The sequence below is a fragment of the Pseudomonas sp. WOUb67 genome (assembly GCF_050058005.1).
Taxonomy (GTDB): domain Bacteria; phylum Pseudomonadota; class Gammaproteobacteria; order Pseudomonadales; family Pseudomonadaceae; genus Aquipseudomonas; species Aquipseudomonas putida_R.
Genome location: NZ_CP170112.1, coordinates 6162078 through 6177621, shown reverse-complemented (window position 1 = coordinate 6177621; position 15544 = coordinate 6162078). Strand labels below are relative to the sequence as shown.

Here is a 15544-nt window from a genome sequence, read left to right as displayed (position 1 = left end):
CACTGAGCTAAAGGACACTTCATGCAAGACCAGAGCAAGCCCGAGCAGTTACAGCGCGGGCTGAAGAATCGCCATATCCAGCTGATCGCCCTGGGCGGGGCCATCGGTACCGGCTTGTTCCTGGGCATCGCCCAGACCATCCAGCTGGCAGGCCCCTCCGTGTTGCTGGGCTATGCCATCGCTGGCCTGATGGCCTTCCTGATCATGCGCCAGCTGGGCGAAATGGTGGTGGAAGAGCCGGTCGCCGGCAGCTTCAGCCACTTTGCCCACCAGTACTGGAGCGAGTTTGCAGGCTTCGTGTCGGGCTGGAACTACTGGGTGGTGTATGTGCTGGTGGGCATGGCCGAGCTCACGGCTGTGGGTATCTACGTGCAGTACTGGTGGCCGGACTTCCCTACCTGGGCCACGGCGGCGATCTTCTTCGTGGTGATCAACCTGATCAACCTGACCCAGGTGAAGGTCTACGGCGAAATGGAATTCTGGTTCGCCCTGGTCAAGGTAGTGGCCATCGTCAGCATGATCGGCTTCGGCGCCTGGTTGCTGAGCAGTGGCCATGGCGGCCCGGATGCCAGCGTGGCCAACCTGTGGCAGTACGGTGGCTTCTTCCCTAACGGTGTCAGCGGCCTGGTGATGGCGCTGGCGGTGATCATGTTCTCGTTCGGTGGCCTGGAGCTGGTGGGTATCACCGCTGCCGAGGCCGACAACCCACGGGAAAGCATCCCCAAGGCCACCAACCAGGTGGTGTACCGCATCCTGATCTTCTACATCGGTGCCCTGGCGGTGCTGCTGTCGCTGTACCCGTGGCAGAAGGTGGTGCAGGGCGGCAGCCCGTTCGTGATGATTTTCCACGAGCTGGACAGCGACCTGGTGGCGACCATTCTCAATATCGTGGTACTCACGGCCGCGCTGTCGGTCTACAACAGCTGCGTGTACGCCAACAGCCGCATGCTGTTTGGTCTGGCCAGCCAGGGCGACGCACCGCGTCAGTTGCTGAAAGTCAGCCGCAGCGGTGTGCCGCTGACTGCGCTGGGCGTGTCGGCCTTCGCGACCGGGCTATGTGTGGTAATCAACTACCTGATGCCGGGTGAGGCCTTTGGCTTGCTGATGGCCTTGGCGGTGTCGGCGCTGGTGATCAACTGGGCGAGCATCAGCATTACCCACCTGAAGTTCCGCAAGGCCAAGCTGGCGGCCGGGATTACCCCGTTCTACAAGAGCCTGGGGCACCCGCTGACCAACTACCTGTGCCTGGCGTTCATTGTGCTGATCCTGGTGGTGATGTACCTGACCCCGCCGATTCGCATCTCGGTGATGCTGATCCCGGCATGGATTGCCGTGCTGTGGGTGGCCTTCAAGCTGAAGAAGGCTCGCCAGGTTCGCCGTTAGATTTGTGTCGCGAGTGAGATCGAGCGCCGCCCGCGCGGCGCATCGCGAGCTACGCTCGCTCCTACGTTTGTTTCCGGCCAATAACGCCTGTGGCAGGCGCGCGCGACCGCCTTGTTTGTAAGGCGCGTTATCCAGCCATGCGCCAAGGCATTCGCGCGCCAATGGCGCAGGAATAATTGGCCCGAAACAAGCGTAGGAGCGAGCGCAGCTCGCGATGCGCCGCGCGGGCGGCGCTCGATCTAAAGGGCGACACAAGGCTTAAGGCATGCGCCAGATGACATGGCCCAATCAATGCTGCCGGCGCCAGGCGCGCACGGTGGTGTACAACAGCACCACGGCGAGCACAGGCAGCACATAGAACAGCATCAGCCGCTCAAGGCGCCCGGCCAGCGGCATACCCATGGTAAACGCTGCCACGTGCAGCCCATAGGCCAGGTACAGGCAGAGGAACACCAGGCCTTCGGCACGGGTGATCCGGTAACCGGAATAGAACACCGGCAGGCTTAACGCGGCAACCCCGAGCATTACCGGCAGGTCGAACGCCAGCGCGTTCGGCGAGATCGACAGCGGCTGCGGGGTGATCAGGGCGGTCAGGCCCAGCACGGCCAGCAGGTTGAACAGGTTGCTGCCGATCACGGTGCCCACGGCAATTTCCCGTTCACCGCGTAGGGCCGCGATCAGGGCGGCGGCGAGCTCTGGCAGGGATGTGCAGATGGCGACGACGGTCAGGCCGATGATGCGCTCGGACAACCCAAGGTCGGTGGCAACCTCCACGGCGGCCTCCAGCAGCAGGTGCCCCGCCAGGCTTAGCAGGGCAAGGCCGGCCAACACCTGCAGCAGCGTGCCTGACCAGAAGCGTCTGGCGCTGGATTTGGCCGTTTGCGGCGCGGGGTAGGTGCGTGCGTAGTGGCGCGACTGGTGCCAGAGCATTACCAGGTAGCCGACCAGGCCAAGCAGCAGCAGCCCCCCTTCAACCCGGCCCAGGTAACCGTTGGCGCACAGGGCATAGACCAGGCCGCTGGCGACGATCATCAGCGGAATGTCCAGGCGCACCAGCTGGCGAGACACGCGCAAGGGGATGATCAGCGCGGCCAGGCCAAGAATGACCAGTACGTTGAAGATGTTGCTGCCGATCACGCTGCCGACCGCCACGTCCGGCGCGCCCTGGTAGGCGGCCTGCAGGCTGACGGTAAGTTGGGGTGCGGTACTGCCGAAGGCCACCAGGCTCAGGCCGATGATCAACGGGCGAACATGAAGGCGTTGTGCCAGGCGCAGCGCTGCGCGCACCAGCAATTCGGCGCCGCCGACCAGCAGCAGCAGGGCAATGCCCAATTGCAGCAGGCTGAAGGTGGGAAGGGTGGCCAGGTCGAAAATGGTCGGACTCCTGTCGCGTCAGTCGCTAAGCCCTTGTACTCGCACGCGCGCTGTTCCGCTACGGAGCATGCCGATTTTTTCTGCTGCGGCGCGAGACAGGTCGATCAGGCGGCCGCGGGTGTGCGGGCCACGGTCGTTGATGCGCACCACCACACTGCGCTGGTTGGCCGTGTTGGTGACCCGTACGCGGGTGCCGAACGGCAGGCTACGGTGGGCGGCGGTAAGGCCGTGCTGGTTGAACGGTTCGCCGCTGGCGGTGCGTTTACCGTGGTGGCGCGAGCCGTAATAGGAAGCGGTGCCCGTCTGGTCGTAACCACGCGGGTCGATGTCGTGGCTGGCGCAGCCGGCCAGGAAAGAGAAGAGGGCCAGGGTGCCGAGGGATCGTTTTAGCAAGTTATTGCTCCGATGCTGCAATTGGGGCCGCTGTGCGGCCCATCGCCGACAAGCCAGCTCCCACAGGTACATTACCGCCCTCAACAGCGGCGCTGTACCTGTGGGAGCTGGCTTGCCGGCGAACGAGGGCAAGGCCCTCGCCGCTTTTTCAGCTCACCCTTCGAGCTTGGCCTTGAGCAATTGGTTCACCTGCCCAGGGTTGGCCTTGCCCTTCGATGCCTTCATCGCCTGGCCGACGAAGAAGCCGAACATCTTGCCACGCTTGGCCTCGTCGGCGGCGCGGTACTGTTCGACCTGCTCGGCGTTGGCCGCCAGCATTTCGTCGAGCATCTTGTCGATCGCACCGGTGTCGGTAACCTGCTTCAGGCCTTTGTTTTCGATGATGCTGTCGGCATCGCCTTCACCGGCAGCCATGGCCTCGAACACGGTCTTGGCGATCTTGCCGCTGATGGTGTTGTCGCGGATGCGCAGCAGCATGCCACCCAGATGCGCGGCACTGACCGGTGCCTGGTCGATCTCGATGCCCAGCTTGTTGAGCAGGCTGCCCAGCTCGACCATGACCCAGTTGGCCGCCAGCTTGGCGTCGCCACCGATTTTCACCACTTCCTCGAAGTAGTCCGCCTGTTCGCGGCTGGAAGCCAGCACGTTGGCGTCGTAGGCCGACAGGCCGTACTGGTTCTGGAAGCGTTCGACCTTCTGCGGTGGCAGCTCCGGCAGGCCGGCGCGGATGGTTTCGAGGAAGCTGTCCTCGATCACCACCGGCAGCAGGTCCGGGTCGGGGAAGTAACGGTAGTCGTTGGCTTCTTCCTTGCTGCGCATGGAGCGGGTTTCGTCTTTGTTCGGGTCGTACAGGCGGGTTTCCTGCACCACCTTGCCGCCGTCTTCGATCAGGTCGATCTGGCGCTGGATTTCGCTGTTGATCGCGCGCTCGATGAAGCGGAACGAGTTGACGTTCTTGATCTCGCAGCGGGTGCCGAACTCGACCTGGCCTTTCGGGCGGATCGACACGTTGCAGTCGCAACGCAGCGAGCCTTCGGCCATGTTGCCGTCGCAGATGCCCAGGTAGCGCACCAGTGCGTGGACCGCCTTGACGTAGGCCACGGCTTCCTTTGCACTGCGCATGTCAGGCTCGGAGACGATTTCCAGCAGCGGGGTGCCGGCACGGTTGAGGTCGATGCCGGTGGAGCCGCTGAAGTCTTCGTGCAGGCTTTTGCCGGCGTCTTCTTCCAGGTGCGCGCGGGTTACCCCGATGCGCTTGATGGTCCCGTCTTCCAGGGCGATATCCAGGTGGCCCTTGCCGACGATCGGCAGGTCCATCTGGCTGATCTGGTAACCCTTGGGCAGGTCCGGGTAGAAGTAGTTCTTGCGCGCGAACACGTTGCGCTTGCCGATTTCGGCATCGATGGCCAGGCCGAACATGCACGCCATGCGCACGGCTTCCTGGTTCAGCACCGGCAGTACGCCGGGCATGCCCAGGTCAACCAGGCTGGCCTGGGTGTTCGGCTCGGAACCGAAGGTGGTGGCGCTGCCGGAGAAGATCTTCGACTGGGTGGCGAGCTGAGTGTGGATTTCCAGCCCGATCACAACTTCCCATTGCATGTGTGAACTCCTCAGAAGCCGTTGGGGGCACGGGTGTGCCAGTCGGTCACTTGCTGGTAGCGGTGCGCGACGTTGAGCAGGCGGCCTTCCTGGAAGTACGGCGCCAGCAGTTGCACGCCGACCGGCAGGCCGTCGACGAAGCCGGCCGGCATCGACAGGCCCGGCAGGCCCGCCAGGTTGGCGGTGATGGTGTAGACGTCTTCCAGGTAGGCGGCGACCGGGTCGCTGCTCTTGGCGCCAAGCTTCCAGGCCGGGTTCGGCGTGGTCGGGCCGAGGATCAGGTCGACATCGTTGAACGCGGCCATGAAGTCGTTCTTGATCAGGCGGCGGATCTGCTGCGCCTTCACGTAGTACGCGTCGTAGTAGCCGGCCGACAGGGCGTAGGTGCCGACCATGATACGGCGCTGCACTTCAACACCGAAGCCTTCGCCACGGGAGCGCTTGTACAGGTCGGTGAGGTCTTTCGGGTCTTCGCAGCGGTAGCCGAAGCGCACGCCGTCAAAGCGCGACAGGTTGGAGGAGGCTTCAGCCGGGGCGATCACGTAGTAGGCCGGGATGGCGTGCTGCATGTTCGGCAGGCTGATTTCCTTGACCACTGCGCCGAGCTTTTCCAGCTCTTTGACGCTGGCCTGGACCAGGTCGGCGATACGCGGGTCAAGGCCTGCACCGAAGTACTCTTTCGGCAGGCCGATGCGCAGGCCCTGCAGCGAACCATTGAGGTTGGCGCTGTAGTCCGGCACCGGTTCTTCGATGCTGGTGGAGTCCTTGGCGTCGAAACCGGCCATGCCTTGCAGCAGCAGGGCGCAGTCCTCGGCAGTGCGGGCCAGCGGGCCGCCCTGGTCGAGGCTGGAGGCGTAGGCGATCATGCCCCAGCGCGAAACACGACCGTACGTCGGTTTGAGGCCGGTGAGGTTGGTCAGTGCCGCCGGCTGGCGGATCGAACCGCCGGTGTCGGTGCCGGTGGTGGCCGGCAGCAGGCGCGCGGCCACGGCGGCGGCCGAACCGCCCGACGAACCGCCCGGGACGTGTTCGAGGTTCCACGGGTTCTTCACCGCGCCGTAGTGGCTGGATTCGTTGGCCGAACCCATGGCGAACTCGTCCATGTTGGTCTTGCCCAGGGTCACCATGCCGGCTTCAGCCAGCCTGGCGACCACGGTGGCGTCGTACGGCGCCTTGAAGTTGTCGAGCATCTTCGAGCCGCAACTGGTGCGAACGCCGTTGGTGCAGAACAGGTCCTTGTGGGCGATGGGGGCACCCAGCAGCGCGCCGGTTTCGCCTGCGGCGCGACGGGCGTCGGCGGCACGCGCCTGGCCCAGGGCCAGGTCTTCGGTGACGCTGATGAAGCTGTTGATTTGCGGGTCGAGTTGCTTGATGCGCGCCAACAGGGCGCCGGTCAGCTCTTCGGAGGAAAACGACTTGTCGGCGAGTCCGCGGGCGATCTCGGCCAGGGTCAATTGATGCATGGCAGGCTCTATCCCTTACTCGATGACTTTGGGAACCAGGTACAGACCGCTTTCGGTCGACGGCGCGATCGCCTGGTAGGCGTCGCGCTGGTTGCTTTCGGTGACCTGGTCGGGGCGCAGGCGCTGGCTGGCCTCCAGCGGGTGGGCCAGGGGCTCGATGCCAGTGGTATCGACCGCTTGCATCTGGTCAACCAGCCCGAGGATGCTGTTCAGGGCATCGGTAATGCGTGGCAGTTCGCCATCATTCAGCCCCAGACGGGCCAGATGGGCGATCTTTTCCACGTCGCAGCGTTCAAGCGCCATGAAGATCTCCAAGGGAAACAAAGAACGGAATTTGGGTCCGCGATGAGGAACATGTCAGCTTTCTGGCGGTCCAACGGCCGCGATCATCGGCTGGCATGCTCGGAAAAACAGCCAATTTAACATATTGGCTCCTTGCCCAAAATCCCTGCCATTGTTAGAGTTTGCCGCACTTTTTTACCCACGCTTTCCCCAGGGTCACTTTCCCATGTTCAAGAAACTGCGTGGCATGTTTTCCAGCGATCTTTCCATCGACCTGGGTACTGCCAACACCCTTATTTACGTGCGTGAGCGCGGTATCGTCCTGAATGAGCCCTCGGTTGTTGCCATCCGTACCCATGGCAATCAGAAAAGCGTCGTCGCCGTCGGTACCGAAGCCAAACGCATGCTGGGCCGTACGCCTGGCAACATTGCAGCCATTCGTCCGATGAAGGACGGCGTCATCGCCGACTTCAGCGTTTGCGAAAAAATGTTGCAATATTTTATCAACAAGGTTCACGAGAACAGCTTCCTGCAGCCAAGCCCGCGCGTGCTGATCTGCGTGCCGTGCAAGTCGACCCAGGTAGAGCGCCGCGCCATTCGCGAGTCGGCCCTGGGTGCCGGTGCCCGTGAAGTGTTCCTGATCGAAGAGCCAATGGCGGCTGCAATCGGTGCTGGCTTGCCGGTTGAAGAGGCCCGCGGTTCGATGGTCGTCGATATCGGTGGTGGTACCACTGAAATCGCACTGATCTCCCTGAACGGCGTGGTTTATGCCGAATCCGTCCGCGTTGGCGGCGACCGCTTCGATGAAGCCATCGTCACCTACGTGCGCCGCAACTACGGCAGCCTGATCGGCGAGTCCACCGCCGAGCGCATCAAGCAGGAAATCGGTACCGCCTACCCGGGCGGCGAAGTGCGCGAAGTCGATGTGCGTGGCCGCAACCTGGCCGAAGGCGTACCGCGTGCCTTCACCCTGAACTCCAACGAAGTGCTCGAAGCGCTGCAGGAATCGCTGGCGACCATCGTCCAGGCCGTGAAGAGCGCCCTGGAGCAATCGCCGCCCGAGCTGGCTTCGGACATCGCCGAGCGTGGCCTGGTGCTGACCGGTGGTGGCGCGCTGCTGCGTGACCTCGACAAGCTGCTGGCCCAGGAAACCGGCCTGCCGGTGATCGTCGCCGAGGACCCGCTGACCTGCGTCGCCCGTGGCGGCGGTCGCGCCCTGGAGATGATGGACAAGCACGCGATGGACCTGCTCTCCAGCGAGTGATCCCACTCGCTGTTCACGAGCGCCCGGTTTACAGGTAGCACGCACAGTGCTACCTGTATGTGCTGGGCTGGCGCCCGTCAAGGGCGCCTTATCCGTCAACCCGCAACCAGGCTGGTGCGTTGTCCCATGTCCAATGACCTCCTGAGTCGTCCACGAGGAACGGCCCATTAAACCGCTTTTCTCCAAGGGCCCTTCGCTGGGCGTTCGCCTGCTCGTTCTGGTGGTGATGTCGGTCGCGTTGATGGTTGTCGACGCGCGCTTCGACGTGCTCAAACCCGTGCGCAGCCAGATGGGCATGGTGCTGATGGAGTCGTACTGGATCACCGACCTGCCGCAACGTGCCTGGCAAGGCGTGGCCGGCCAGTTCGGCAGCCGCACTGAACTGATCGCCGAAAACGAAAAGCTCAAGACCGAAGCCCTGCTGTTGCAGGGGCGCCTGCAGAAGCTGGCGGCCCTGACCGAGCAGAACGTGCGCCTGCGCGAATTGCTGAACTCGTCCGCGCTGGTCAACGAAAAGGTCGAAGTGGCCGAGCTGATCGGTGTCGACCCCAACCCGTTCACCCACCGCATCCTGATCAACAAGGGCGAGCGTGACGGTGTGTTCCTTGGCCAGCCGGTGCTCGATGCGCGCGGCCTGATGGGCCAGGTGGTCGAGCTGATGCCCTACACCTCGCGGGTACTGTTGCTGACCGATACCACCCATAGCATTCCGGTGCAGGTCAACCGCAACGGCCTGCGCGCCATCGCCAGCGGCACCGGCAACCCGGAGCGCCTTGAACTGCGCCATGTGGCCGATACCGCCGATGTCAAGGAAGGCGACCTGCTGGTCAGCTCCGGCATGGGCCAGCGCTTCCCGGCCGGCTACCCGGTGGCGACGGTCAACGAGGTGATCCACGATTCCGGGCAGCCGTTCGCCATCGTGCGCGCCATCCCCACCGCCGCGCTCAACCGCAGCCGTTACATGCTGCTGGTATTCAGCGACCGGCGTACCCCGGAGCAGCGCGCCACTGACGCCGCCATCGCCCAGGAAGAGGCTGACCGCAAGGGCACCTCGGCCCCCGGCCAACCGGCGGGCACGGGCGAGCAGGGCACGGGCACACCTGCCAGCACTACGCCTGTAACCCCAGCCACACCCGCAGCGCCGACAGCGCCGGCCGCCCAGCCTGCAGCCCCGGCGGCTAACCCTGCCACGCCTGCCGCAGCGCCTGCCGCACCCGCTCACACCCGGAGACAATGATGGCTGCTTCGCGCCGCAACAACGGCTGGGTCATCTGGCTGACTTTCGCCATCGGCCTGCTGCTCAGCGTCTCGCCCATGCCCCAGTTCATGGAAGTGTTCCGGCCCATGTGGCTGGCCTTGCTGGTGTCGTTCTGGACCCTGGCGGTGCCGAGTAAGGTCGGCATGACCACGGCGTTCGTACTGGGCCTGGCCGAGGACGTGTTATACGGTACCCTGCTGGGCCAGAACGCGTTGATCCTCACCCTCATCACCTTCCTGGTGTTGTCCCTGCAGCAGCGCTTGCGCATGTTCCCCATGTGGCAGCAGAGCCTGGTGATCCTGGTCATCTTCGGCATCGCCCAGCTCATCCAGCTATGGCTCAGCGCCCTGACCGGCAACCGGCTGCCTACCCTGGCGCTGGTCTGGTCGGCGGTCATCAGTGCCTTGCTCTGGCCGTGGATCAGTTTCGCCCTGCGCGACCTGCGCCGACGCTTGCATATCAACTGACGGCGCCGCCGCAACTGACAGGGAGATGTCTGCATGAACCCGCTATACCTGGCCTCCGGATCACCCCGTCGTCGTGAACTGCTGACCCAGATCGGTGTGCCTTTCACCGTCGTCAGTGCACCCATCGATGAATCCCCGCTGCCCAACGAAAGCGCCCCGGCCTACGTCGAGCGCCTGGCTCGGGCCAAGGCTGCCGCCGGCCTGGCCAGTGTCGCAGGCCCGGCCGTGGTGCTGGGCGCCGACACCGCGGTGGTGCTCGATGGGCGTATTCTGGGCAAACCGGAAAACCGCGAAGATGCCCTGGCCATGCTGGCTGACCTGTCGGGCCGCGAGCATCAGGTATTGACTGCGGTTGCCCTCAGCGACGGCCTGCGTACGCAAAGCCTGTGCGTCACCAGCCAGGTGCGCTTCCGGGTGATCAGCGCCGATGAAGCACAACGCTATTGGGCAAGCGGCGAGCCTTCGGACAAGGCCGGTGGCTACGCCATCCAGGGCCTTGGCGCCGTGTTCGTCACGGGTCTGTCCGGCAGTTATTCGGCCGTGGTAGGCCTGCCCCTCAGTGAGACGGCCGAGTTGCTTGGCACGTTTGGTATCGCCTGTTGGCAATCGCCCGTGCCTACGCCAGAGGTAACAAACCCGCAGTAGCCAGCACGGCTTACGCCATCCATCATTACAAAAGACCTTTGACGAGAGCCGGCCATGAGTGAAGAGATCCTGATCAACATCACCCCGATGGAGTCACGCGTGGCGGTGGTGGAAAACGGGGTACTGCAGGAAGTGCACGTTGAGCGCACCCAGCGCCGTGGCATCGTAGGCAACATCTACAAGGGCAAGGTGGTGCGTGTGCTGCCGGGCATGCAGGCGGCCTTCGTCGACATCGGCCTGGAGCGTGCCGCGTTCATCCACGCGTCGGAAATTTCCCAGCGTGAAGGCTCGGCGGTCGAGACCATCACTGCACTGGTGCACGAAGGCCAGGCCCTTGTGGTGCAGGTGACCAAGGACCCGATCGGCACCAAGGGCGCGCGCCTGACCACCCAGTTGTCGATCCCTTCGCGCTACCTGGTGTACATGCCGCGCAGCAGCCATGTCGGCATTTCGCTGAAGATCGAAGACGAAGCCGAGCGTGACCGCCTCAAGCAGGTGGTCAGCAACTGCATGGAAAGCGAAAACATCAAGGATGCCGGTGGTTTCATCCTGCGCACCGCCGCCGAAGGCGCTCGTGCTGAAGAGATCCTGCAGGACATCCGCTACCTGCGCCGCCTGTGGGAGCAGATTGGCGCCCAGATCAAGACCTGCGGCGCGCCGATGGTCATCTACGAGGACCTGGGCCTGGCCCTGCGTACCCTGCGTGACCTGGTCAACCCGAAGATCGAGAAGATCCGCATCGACTCGCGTGAAACCTTCCAGAAGACCACGCAGTTCGTCGGCGAACTGATGCCGGAGATCGCCGACCGCCTCGAGCACTACCCGGGCGAACGGCCAATCTTTGACCTGTACGGTGTCGAAGACGAAATCCAGCGCGCCCTGGAGCGCAAGGTGCCGCTCAAGTCCGGCGGCTACCTGGTGGTCGACCCGGCCGAAGCGATGACCACCATTGACGTGAACACCGGTGCATTCGTCGGCCATCGCAACCTTGAAGAGACCATCTTCAAGACCAACCTGGAGGCTGCCACCGCCATCGCCCGGCAACTGCGCCTGCGCAATATCGGCGGCATCATCATCATCGACTTCATCGACATGGAAGATGAAGAACACCAGCGCCAGGTGCTGCGCACACTGGAAAAACAGCTGGAACGGGATCACGCAAAGACCAACATCATCGGCATCACCGAGCTGGGCCTGGTGCAGATGACCCGCAAGCGCACCCGTGAAAGCCTTGAGCAGGTGCTGTGCGAGCCGTGCCTGGCCTGTCAGGGCCGCGGCAAGCTGAAAACCCCCGAGACCATCTGTTACGAAATTTTCCGCGAGATCCTGCGCGAGGCCCGTGCCTATCAGGCCGAGGGCTACCGTGTGCTGGCCAACCAGAAGGTGGTCGACCGCCTGCTGGATGAGGAGTCCGGTAACGTGGCAGAACTGGAGGCCTTTATCGGTCGAACCATTCGCTTCCAGGTCGAGTCGATGTATTCGCAGGAACAATACGACGTGGTGCTGCTCTGAGGTCTTCTCGAACGCGCCACTGGATGGCCGGGCTGGCAAAACCGCCACTACCGGCCATCATGGATAAACGACTTGGAGGGCCATGGCCATGGGACGTCTGACCCGCGTTCTTGTCGCCTTGACCCGCTGGGGGCTGGGCTTTTGCGCCCTGTTGGCGGTATTGGTGGCGCTGTATGTGAGCCTCGGCCGTGAATTGGTGCCGCTGGTGGCCGAATACCGTGCCGACGTGGAACGCAAGGCTGAGCAGGCGCTGGGCCTGCCGGTGCATGTCGGTGCCCTTGAAGGGCGCTGGAGCGGGCTGGCACCGGTGCTGCGGGTACGTGACCTGCAACTGGGTGAAGGTGCAACGGCGCTACGCCTGGACGACGTCAAGGTGGTGCCCGATGTCTGGGCCAGCCTCAGTGCCCGCGAAGTGCGCCTGGCACGTATACAGCTGGGTGGCCTGCAACTGATCCTGCGCGAGAACGAGCAGGGTGCCTGGCACCTTGAAGGCCTGCCGAAGAAGGACGATGCGCCACTTGACCCCGCCGAACTGCTGCAGCGCCTGCGCCAGCTGGGCCGCATTGATGTGTTCGACAGCCAGGTCACCTTGCACCCGTGGCAGCGTGACCCGCTCACCCTGACGTATGTCAGCGCCGGCCTGCAGGCGGGTGCTTCGCGCCAGGCCCTGGACCTGAGTGCGACCCTGCCCGATGGCCAGCCCCTGGCGCTTAACCTGCGTAGCCGCGCGTCGGCCAAGGCCTGGCGTGATGGCCAGGTAGATGCCTACCTGAGCCTGCCGCAGAGTGACTGGGCCCGCTGGTTGCCCCCACGCTTGCTGGGCCAGTGGCATGCCGACGCGCTGCGAGCGGGCGGCGAGTTCTGGGTCGACTGGCGCGAAGGGCAATTGCAGCAGGCTGTGGTGCGGCTCAACGCGCCTGAGCTGGAGGGCGGTTATGTCGGGCGCAAGGCCGCGACGCTGAACAACCTAGCGTTGGGCGCCTGGTTCCAGCGCCGGGATCAAGGCTTTGATGTGGTGGTCGACTCCCTGGCCATGGACATCGGCAAGGCCCGTTGGGAGTCGCACCTGCAGTTGCAGCAGCGCTCTGGTGAAAGCGCTGCCGATGAAAGCTGGAAGGTGCAGGCCGACCGGCTCAACCTTACGCCCTTGACCCCGCTGATCGATGCCCTGGCACCGCTGCCCGACAATGTCATGGCTGTGGTCGATGGCCTTAAGGTAACCGGCGCGTTGCGCAATGTACGGCTGGAGGCTCGGCCCAAGGCCGAGGGTGACGAGCGCCTGCGGTTCGAAGCCAACCTGGAGAAGGTCGGCTTCGATGCATACCACAGTGCTCCGGCTGCCGGTAACGTCAGCGGCAGTATCAGCGGCGACCTGGGCCACGGTGAGCTGCGCCTGGATACTGATGCGTTCATGCTGCATCTGTACCCGATCTTCGCCAAACCCTGGCACTACCAGAAAGCCAACGCGCGCCTGACCTGGGCGCTGGACAAAGAAGGCTTTACCCTGATTGCGCCTTACCTGAAGGTGTTGGGCGAGGAGGGCAAGATTGCCGGCGACTTCCTGATTCGCCTGTTGTTCGAAGAAGGCCGCGAGGACTACATGGACCTGCGCGTCGGCCTGACCGAGGGCGATGGCCGCTACACCGCCAAGTACCTGCCCGAAGTGCTCAGCCCGGCCCTCGACGAATGGCTGCGCAGCGCCATCGTCAAAGGCACGGTGGATGAGGGCTACTTCCAGTACCAGGGCTCGCTGAACCATGGCGCCGCGCCGGAGGCCCGCAGCATCAGCCTGTTTTTCAAGGTGCGGGACGCGGCCCTGGACTTCCAGCCTGGCTGGCCACAGGTGCAGCACGTAGATGGCGATGTGCTGATCGAGGACAGTGGTGTGCGCATCAAGGCCCAGCGTGGCGTGTTGCTCGACACCAAGGTGAGCGATGTCAGCGTCGATATCCCGCATGTCGAGGGTGAGCAGCACAGCCGCCTTTACCTGGATGGCGACTTCGACGGCAGCCTGGGCGATGGCCTGAAAATACTCAAGGAAGCGCCGATCGGCACGGGCGAAATCTTCGCCGGCTGGGAGGGCGAAGGGCCGTTGAAGGGCAAGGTCAAGCTCGACATCCCGCTGGCCCACGGGGAGCGACCGAAAGTGCAGGTGGACTTCGCCACCAGCGATGCGCGCCTGAAAGTTGCCCCTCCGAGCCTGGAGTTGAGCCGCTTGAAGGGTGATTTCAGCTTCGATTTTGACAAAGGCCTGAGTGGCAAGGGCATCAGCCTGCAAGCGTTCGGCAAGCCGGTGACGGCACAAATTACCGCCGAAGGCCAGCCGGGGCAGATGCAGACACGCATCGACGCCAATGGCCAGGTCTCGCTCAAGGCACTGACCGACTGGCTGCAGTTCAAGCAGGCTTTGCCAGCGTCCGGCGACCTGCCTTACCAGTTGCAACTGAGCCTGGGTAGCCGGGACAACCGGCTGAGCGTCAACTCGAACCTGGAGGGCTTGGCCATCGACCTGCCGGCGCCCTTCGGCAAAGCAGCGGCAGACACCCGCGACAGCCGTTTCAGCATGAACCTGCAAGGCCAGGAGCGGCGTTTCGATGTCGCTTACAGCGACCTTGCACGCTTTGCCTACGCCGCACCCGCTGACAAGCTCATGCAGGGGCGTGGAGAGTTGCTGTTGGGCACGGGTGACGCCCAATTGCCGGCCGGCCAGGGCTTGCGCGTACGCGGGCGCCTGGAGTCGCTGGACCTGGCGCCCTGGCAGGAACAGGCGGCCCGCCTTGCCGGCGACGACCCAGGTGGCAGCGCACGACAGAACCTGCAAAGTGTCGACCTGAGCATCGGCCAGCTGAAAGCCTTCGGCATGGACCTGAACCAGGCCGTGGTGCGCATGGCCCGTGGCAGTGCGGCCTGGGACCTGCGCCTGGACAGCAAGGAAGTGATTGGCAACGCCCGTGTGCCGGATGCCAAGGGTGCACCCATGGTCGTGCGTATGCAGACCCTGCGTCTGCCCGCTGCCGACCCTGCCCAGGCTCAGGCCGAAGAGGGCCCGGACCCGTTGGCTTCGTTCGACCCGCGCAAGGTACCGGCGCTGGACTTGAGCATCGACAAGCTCTACCGCGGCGACGACCTGTTCGGCAGCGCGGCGATCAAATTGCGACCGACAGCGCGGGGCGTGACCGCCAGCGATATCGACCTCGACTTCAAAGGGCTGCGCATCGACGGTGGTGGCGGCTGGGAGGGCCAGCAGGGCAGCACCAGCAGCTGGTACAAAGGGCGGCTGGACGGCAAGAACCTGGCAGATGTGCTCAAGGCCTGGGGCTTCGCCCCGACTGTGACCAGCCGTGACTTCCGCCTGGATGTGGACGGCCGCTGGCCGGGCTCGCCTGCTGCGGTGGGCCTGAAGCGCTTCTCTGGCAGCATGGACGCGGCGCTGCGCACCGGCCAGTTCGTCGAAGTCGAAGGCAGTGCACAGGCACTGCGCGTGTTCGGCCTGCTCAACTTCAACTCCATTGGCCGGCGCCTGCGCCTGGACTTCTCCGACCTGTTCGAAAAGGGCCTGGCCTATGACCGGGTCAAAGGCCTGCTGGTGGCCAGTGATGGTGTCTATGTAACCCGCGAGCCGATCAGTGTCACTGGCCCGTCGAGTAACTTCGAGCTGGAGGGCACCCTGGACATGGTGCGCGACCGGGTCGATGCCAACCTGCAGGTGAGCCTGCCGGTGACCAACAACCTGCCGCTGGCTGCACTGATTATTGGCGCGCCGGCCGTGGGCGGCGCGCTGTTCCTGGTCGACCGTTTGATCGGTGACCGCGTGTCGCGTTTTGCCAGCGTGCACTACCGTGTCGAAGGGCCGTGGAAAGAGCCTAGAATCACATTTGTGAAACCTTTCGAGAAATCCCGCTAG

At 64.0% G+C, this 15544-nt stretch carries 12 protein-coding genes; 7 read left to right on the top strand and 5 right to left on the bottom strand.

Features of this window, described 5'->3' with window-relative positions:
- Positions 1-21 precede the first annotated feature (21 nt).
- Positions 22-1383, top strand: coding sequence for an amino acid permease (locus ABOC32_RS27360; protein ID WP_426809571.1), 1362 nt, complete (start codon positions 22-24; stop codon positions 1381-1383).
- A gap of 288 nt (positions 1384-1671) precedes the next feature.
- Here ABOC32_RS27360 and ABOC32_RS27355 read toward each other — a convergent pair whose 3' ends face one another.
- From ABOC32_RS27355 to gatC, 5 genes are all read right to left on the bottom strand, one after another.
- On the bottom strand, positions 1672-2715 hold the full coding sequence (locus tag ABOC32_RS27355; protein WP_426809570.1) for a calcium/sodium antiporter: 1044 nt from the start codon (positions 2713-2715) through the stop codon (positions 1672-1674).
- A gap of 60 nt (positions 2716-2775) precedes the next feature.
- Complete coding sequence (locus ABOC32_RS27350; protein ID WP_043197007.1) at positions 2776-3150, bottom strand: septal ring lytic transglycosylase RlpA family protein; 375 nt, start codon at positions 3148-3150, stop codon at positions 2776-2778.
- A 153-nt stretch (positions 3151-3303) separates the two neighbouring features.
- Positions 3304-4749 (bottom strand): Asp-tRNA(Asn)/Glu-tRNA(Gln) amidotransferase subunit GatB, encoded by a 1446-nt coding sequence (gatB, locus tag ABOC32_RS27345; RefSeq protein ID WP_426809569.1) that lies wholly within the window; start codon positions 4747-4749, stop codon positions 3304-3306.
- An 11-nt stretch (positions 4750-4760) separates the two neighbouring features.
- Positions 4761-6212 (bottom strand): Asp-tRNA(Asn)/Glu-tRNA(Gln) amidotransferase subunit GatA, encoded by a 1452-nt coding sequence (gene gatA, locus ABOC32_RS27340; RefSeq protein WP_426809568.1) that lies wholly within the window; start codon positions 6210-6212, stop codon positions 4761-4763.
- A 15-nt stretch (positions 6213-6227) separates the two neighbouring features.
- A complete protein-coding gene (gatC, locus tag ABOC32_RS27335; RefSeq protein ID WP_003255165.1) occupies positions 6228-6515 on the bottom strand; it encodes an Asp-tRNA(Asn)/Glu-tRNA(Gln) amidotransferase subunit GatC in 288 nt (95 codons plus the stop codon).
- A 205-nt stretch (positions 6516-6720) separates the two neighbouring features.
- Here gatC and mreB point away from each other — a divergent pair, with 205 nt between their 5' ends.
- The 6 genes from mreB to ABOC32_RS27305 all read left to right on the top strand — a co-directional run bounded on the left by mreB (position 6721) and on the right by ABOC32_RS27305 (position 15544).
- Complete coding sequence (mreB, locus tag ABOC32_RS27330) at positions 6721-7758, top strand: rod shape-determining protein MreB (RefSeq protein ID WP_003255163.1); 1038 nt, start codon at positions 6721-6723, stop codon at positions 7756-7758.
- Positions 7759-7984: 226 nt separating this feature from the next.
- On the top strand, positions 7985-8995 hold the full coding sequence (mreC, locus tag ABOC32_RS27325) for a rod shape-determining protein MreC (RefSeq protein ID WP_426809567.1): 1011 nt from the start codon (positions 7985-7987) through the stop codon (positions 8993-8995).
- On the top strand, positions 8995-9483 hold the full coding sequence (mreD, locus tag ABOC32_RS27320; RefSeq protein ID WP_019473693.1) for a rod shape-determining protein MreD: 489 nt from the start codon (positions 8995-8997) through the stop codon (positions 9481-9483). Before mreC ends, mreD begins: the two co-directional genes overlap by 1 nt.
- Positions 9484-9516: 33 nt before the next feature.
- Positions 9517-10128 (top strand): Maf family protein, encoded by a 612-nt coding sequence (locus ABOC32_RS27315; protein ID WP_426809566.1) that lies wholly within the window; start codon positions 9517-9519, stop codon positions 10126-10128.
- 54 nt (positions 10129-10182) lie between these two features.
- A complete protein-coding gene (gene rng / locus ABOC32_RS27310) occupies positions 10183-11640 on the top strand; it encodes a ribonuclease G (protein ID WP_049275123.1) in 1458 nt (485 codons plus the stop codon).
- Positions 11641-11722: 82 nt separating this feature from the next.
- A complete protein-coding gene (locus tag ABOC32_RS27305) occupies positions 11723-15544 on the top strand; it encodes a YhdP family protein (protein WP_426809565.1) in 3822 nt (1273 codons plus the stop codon).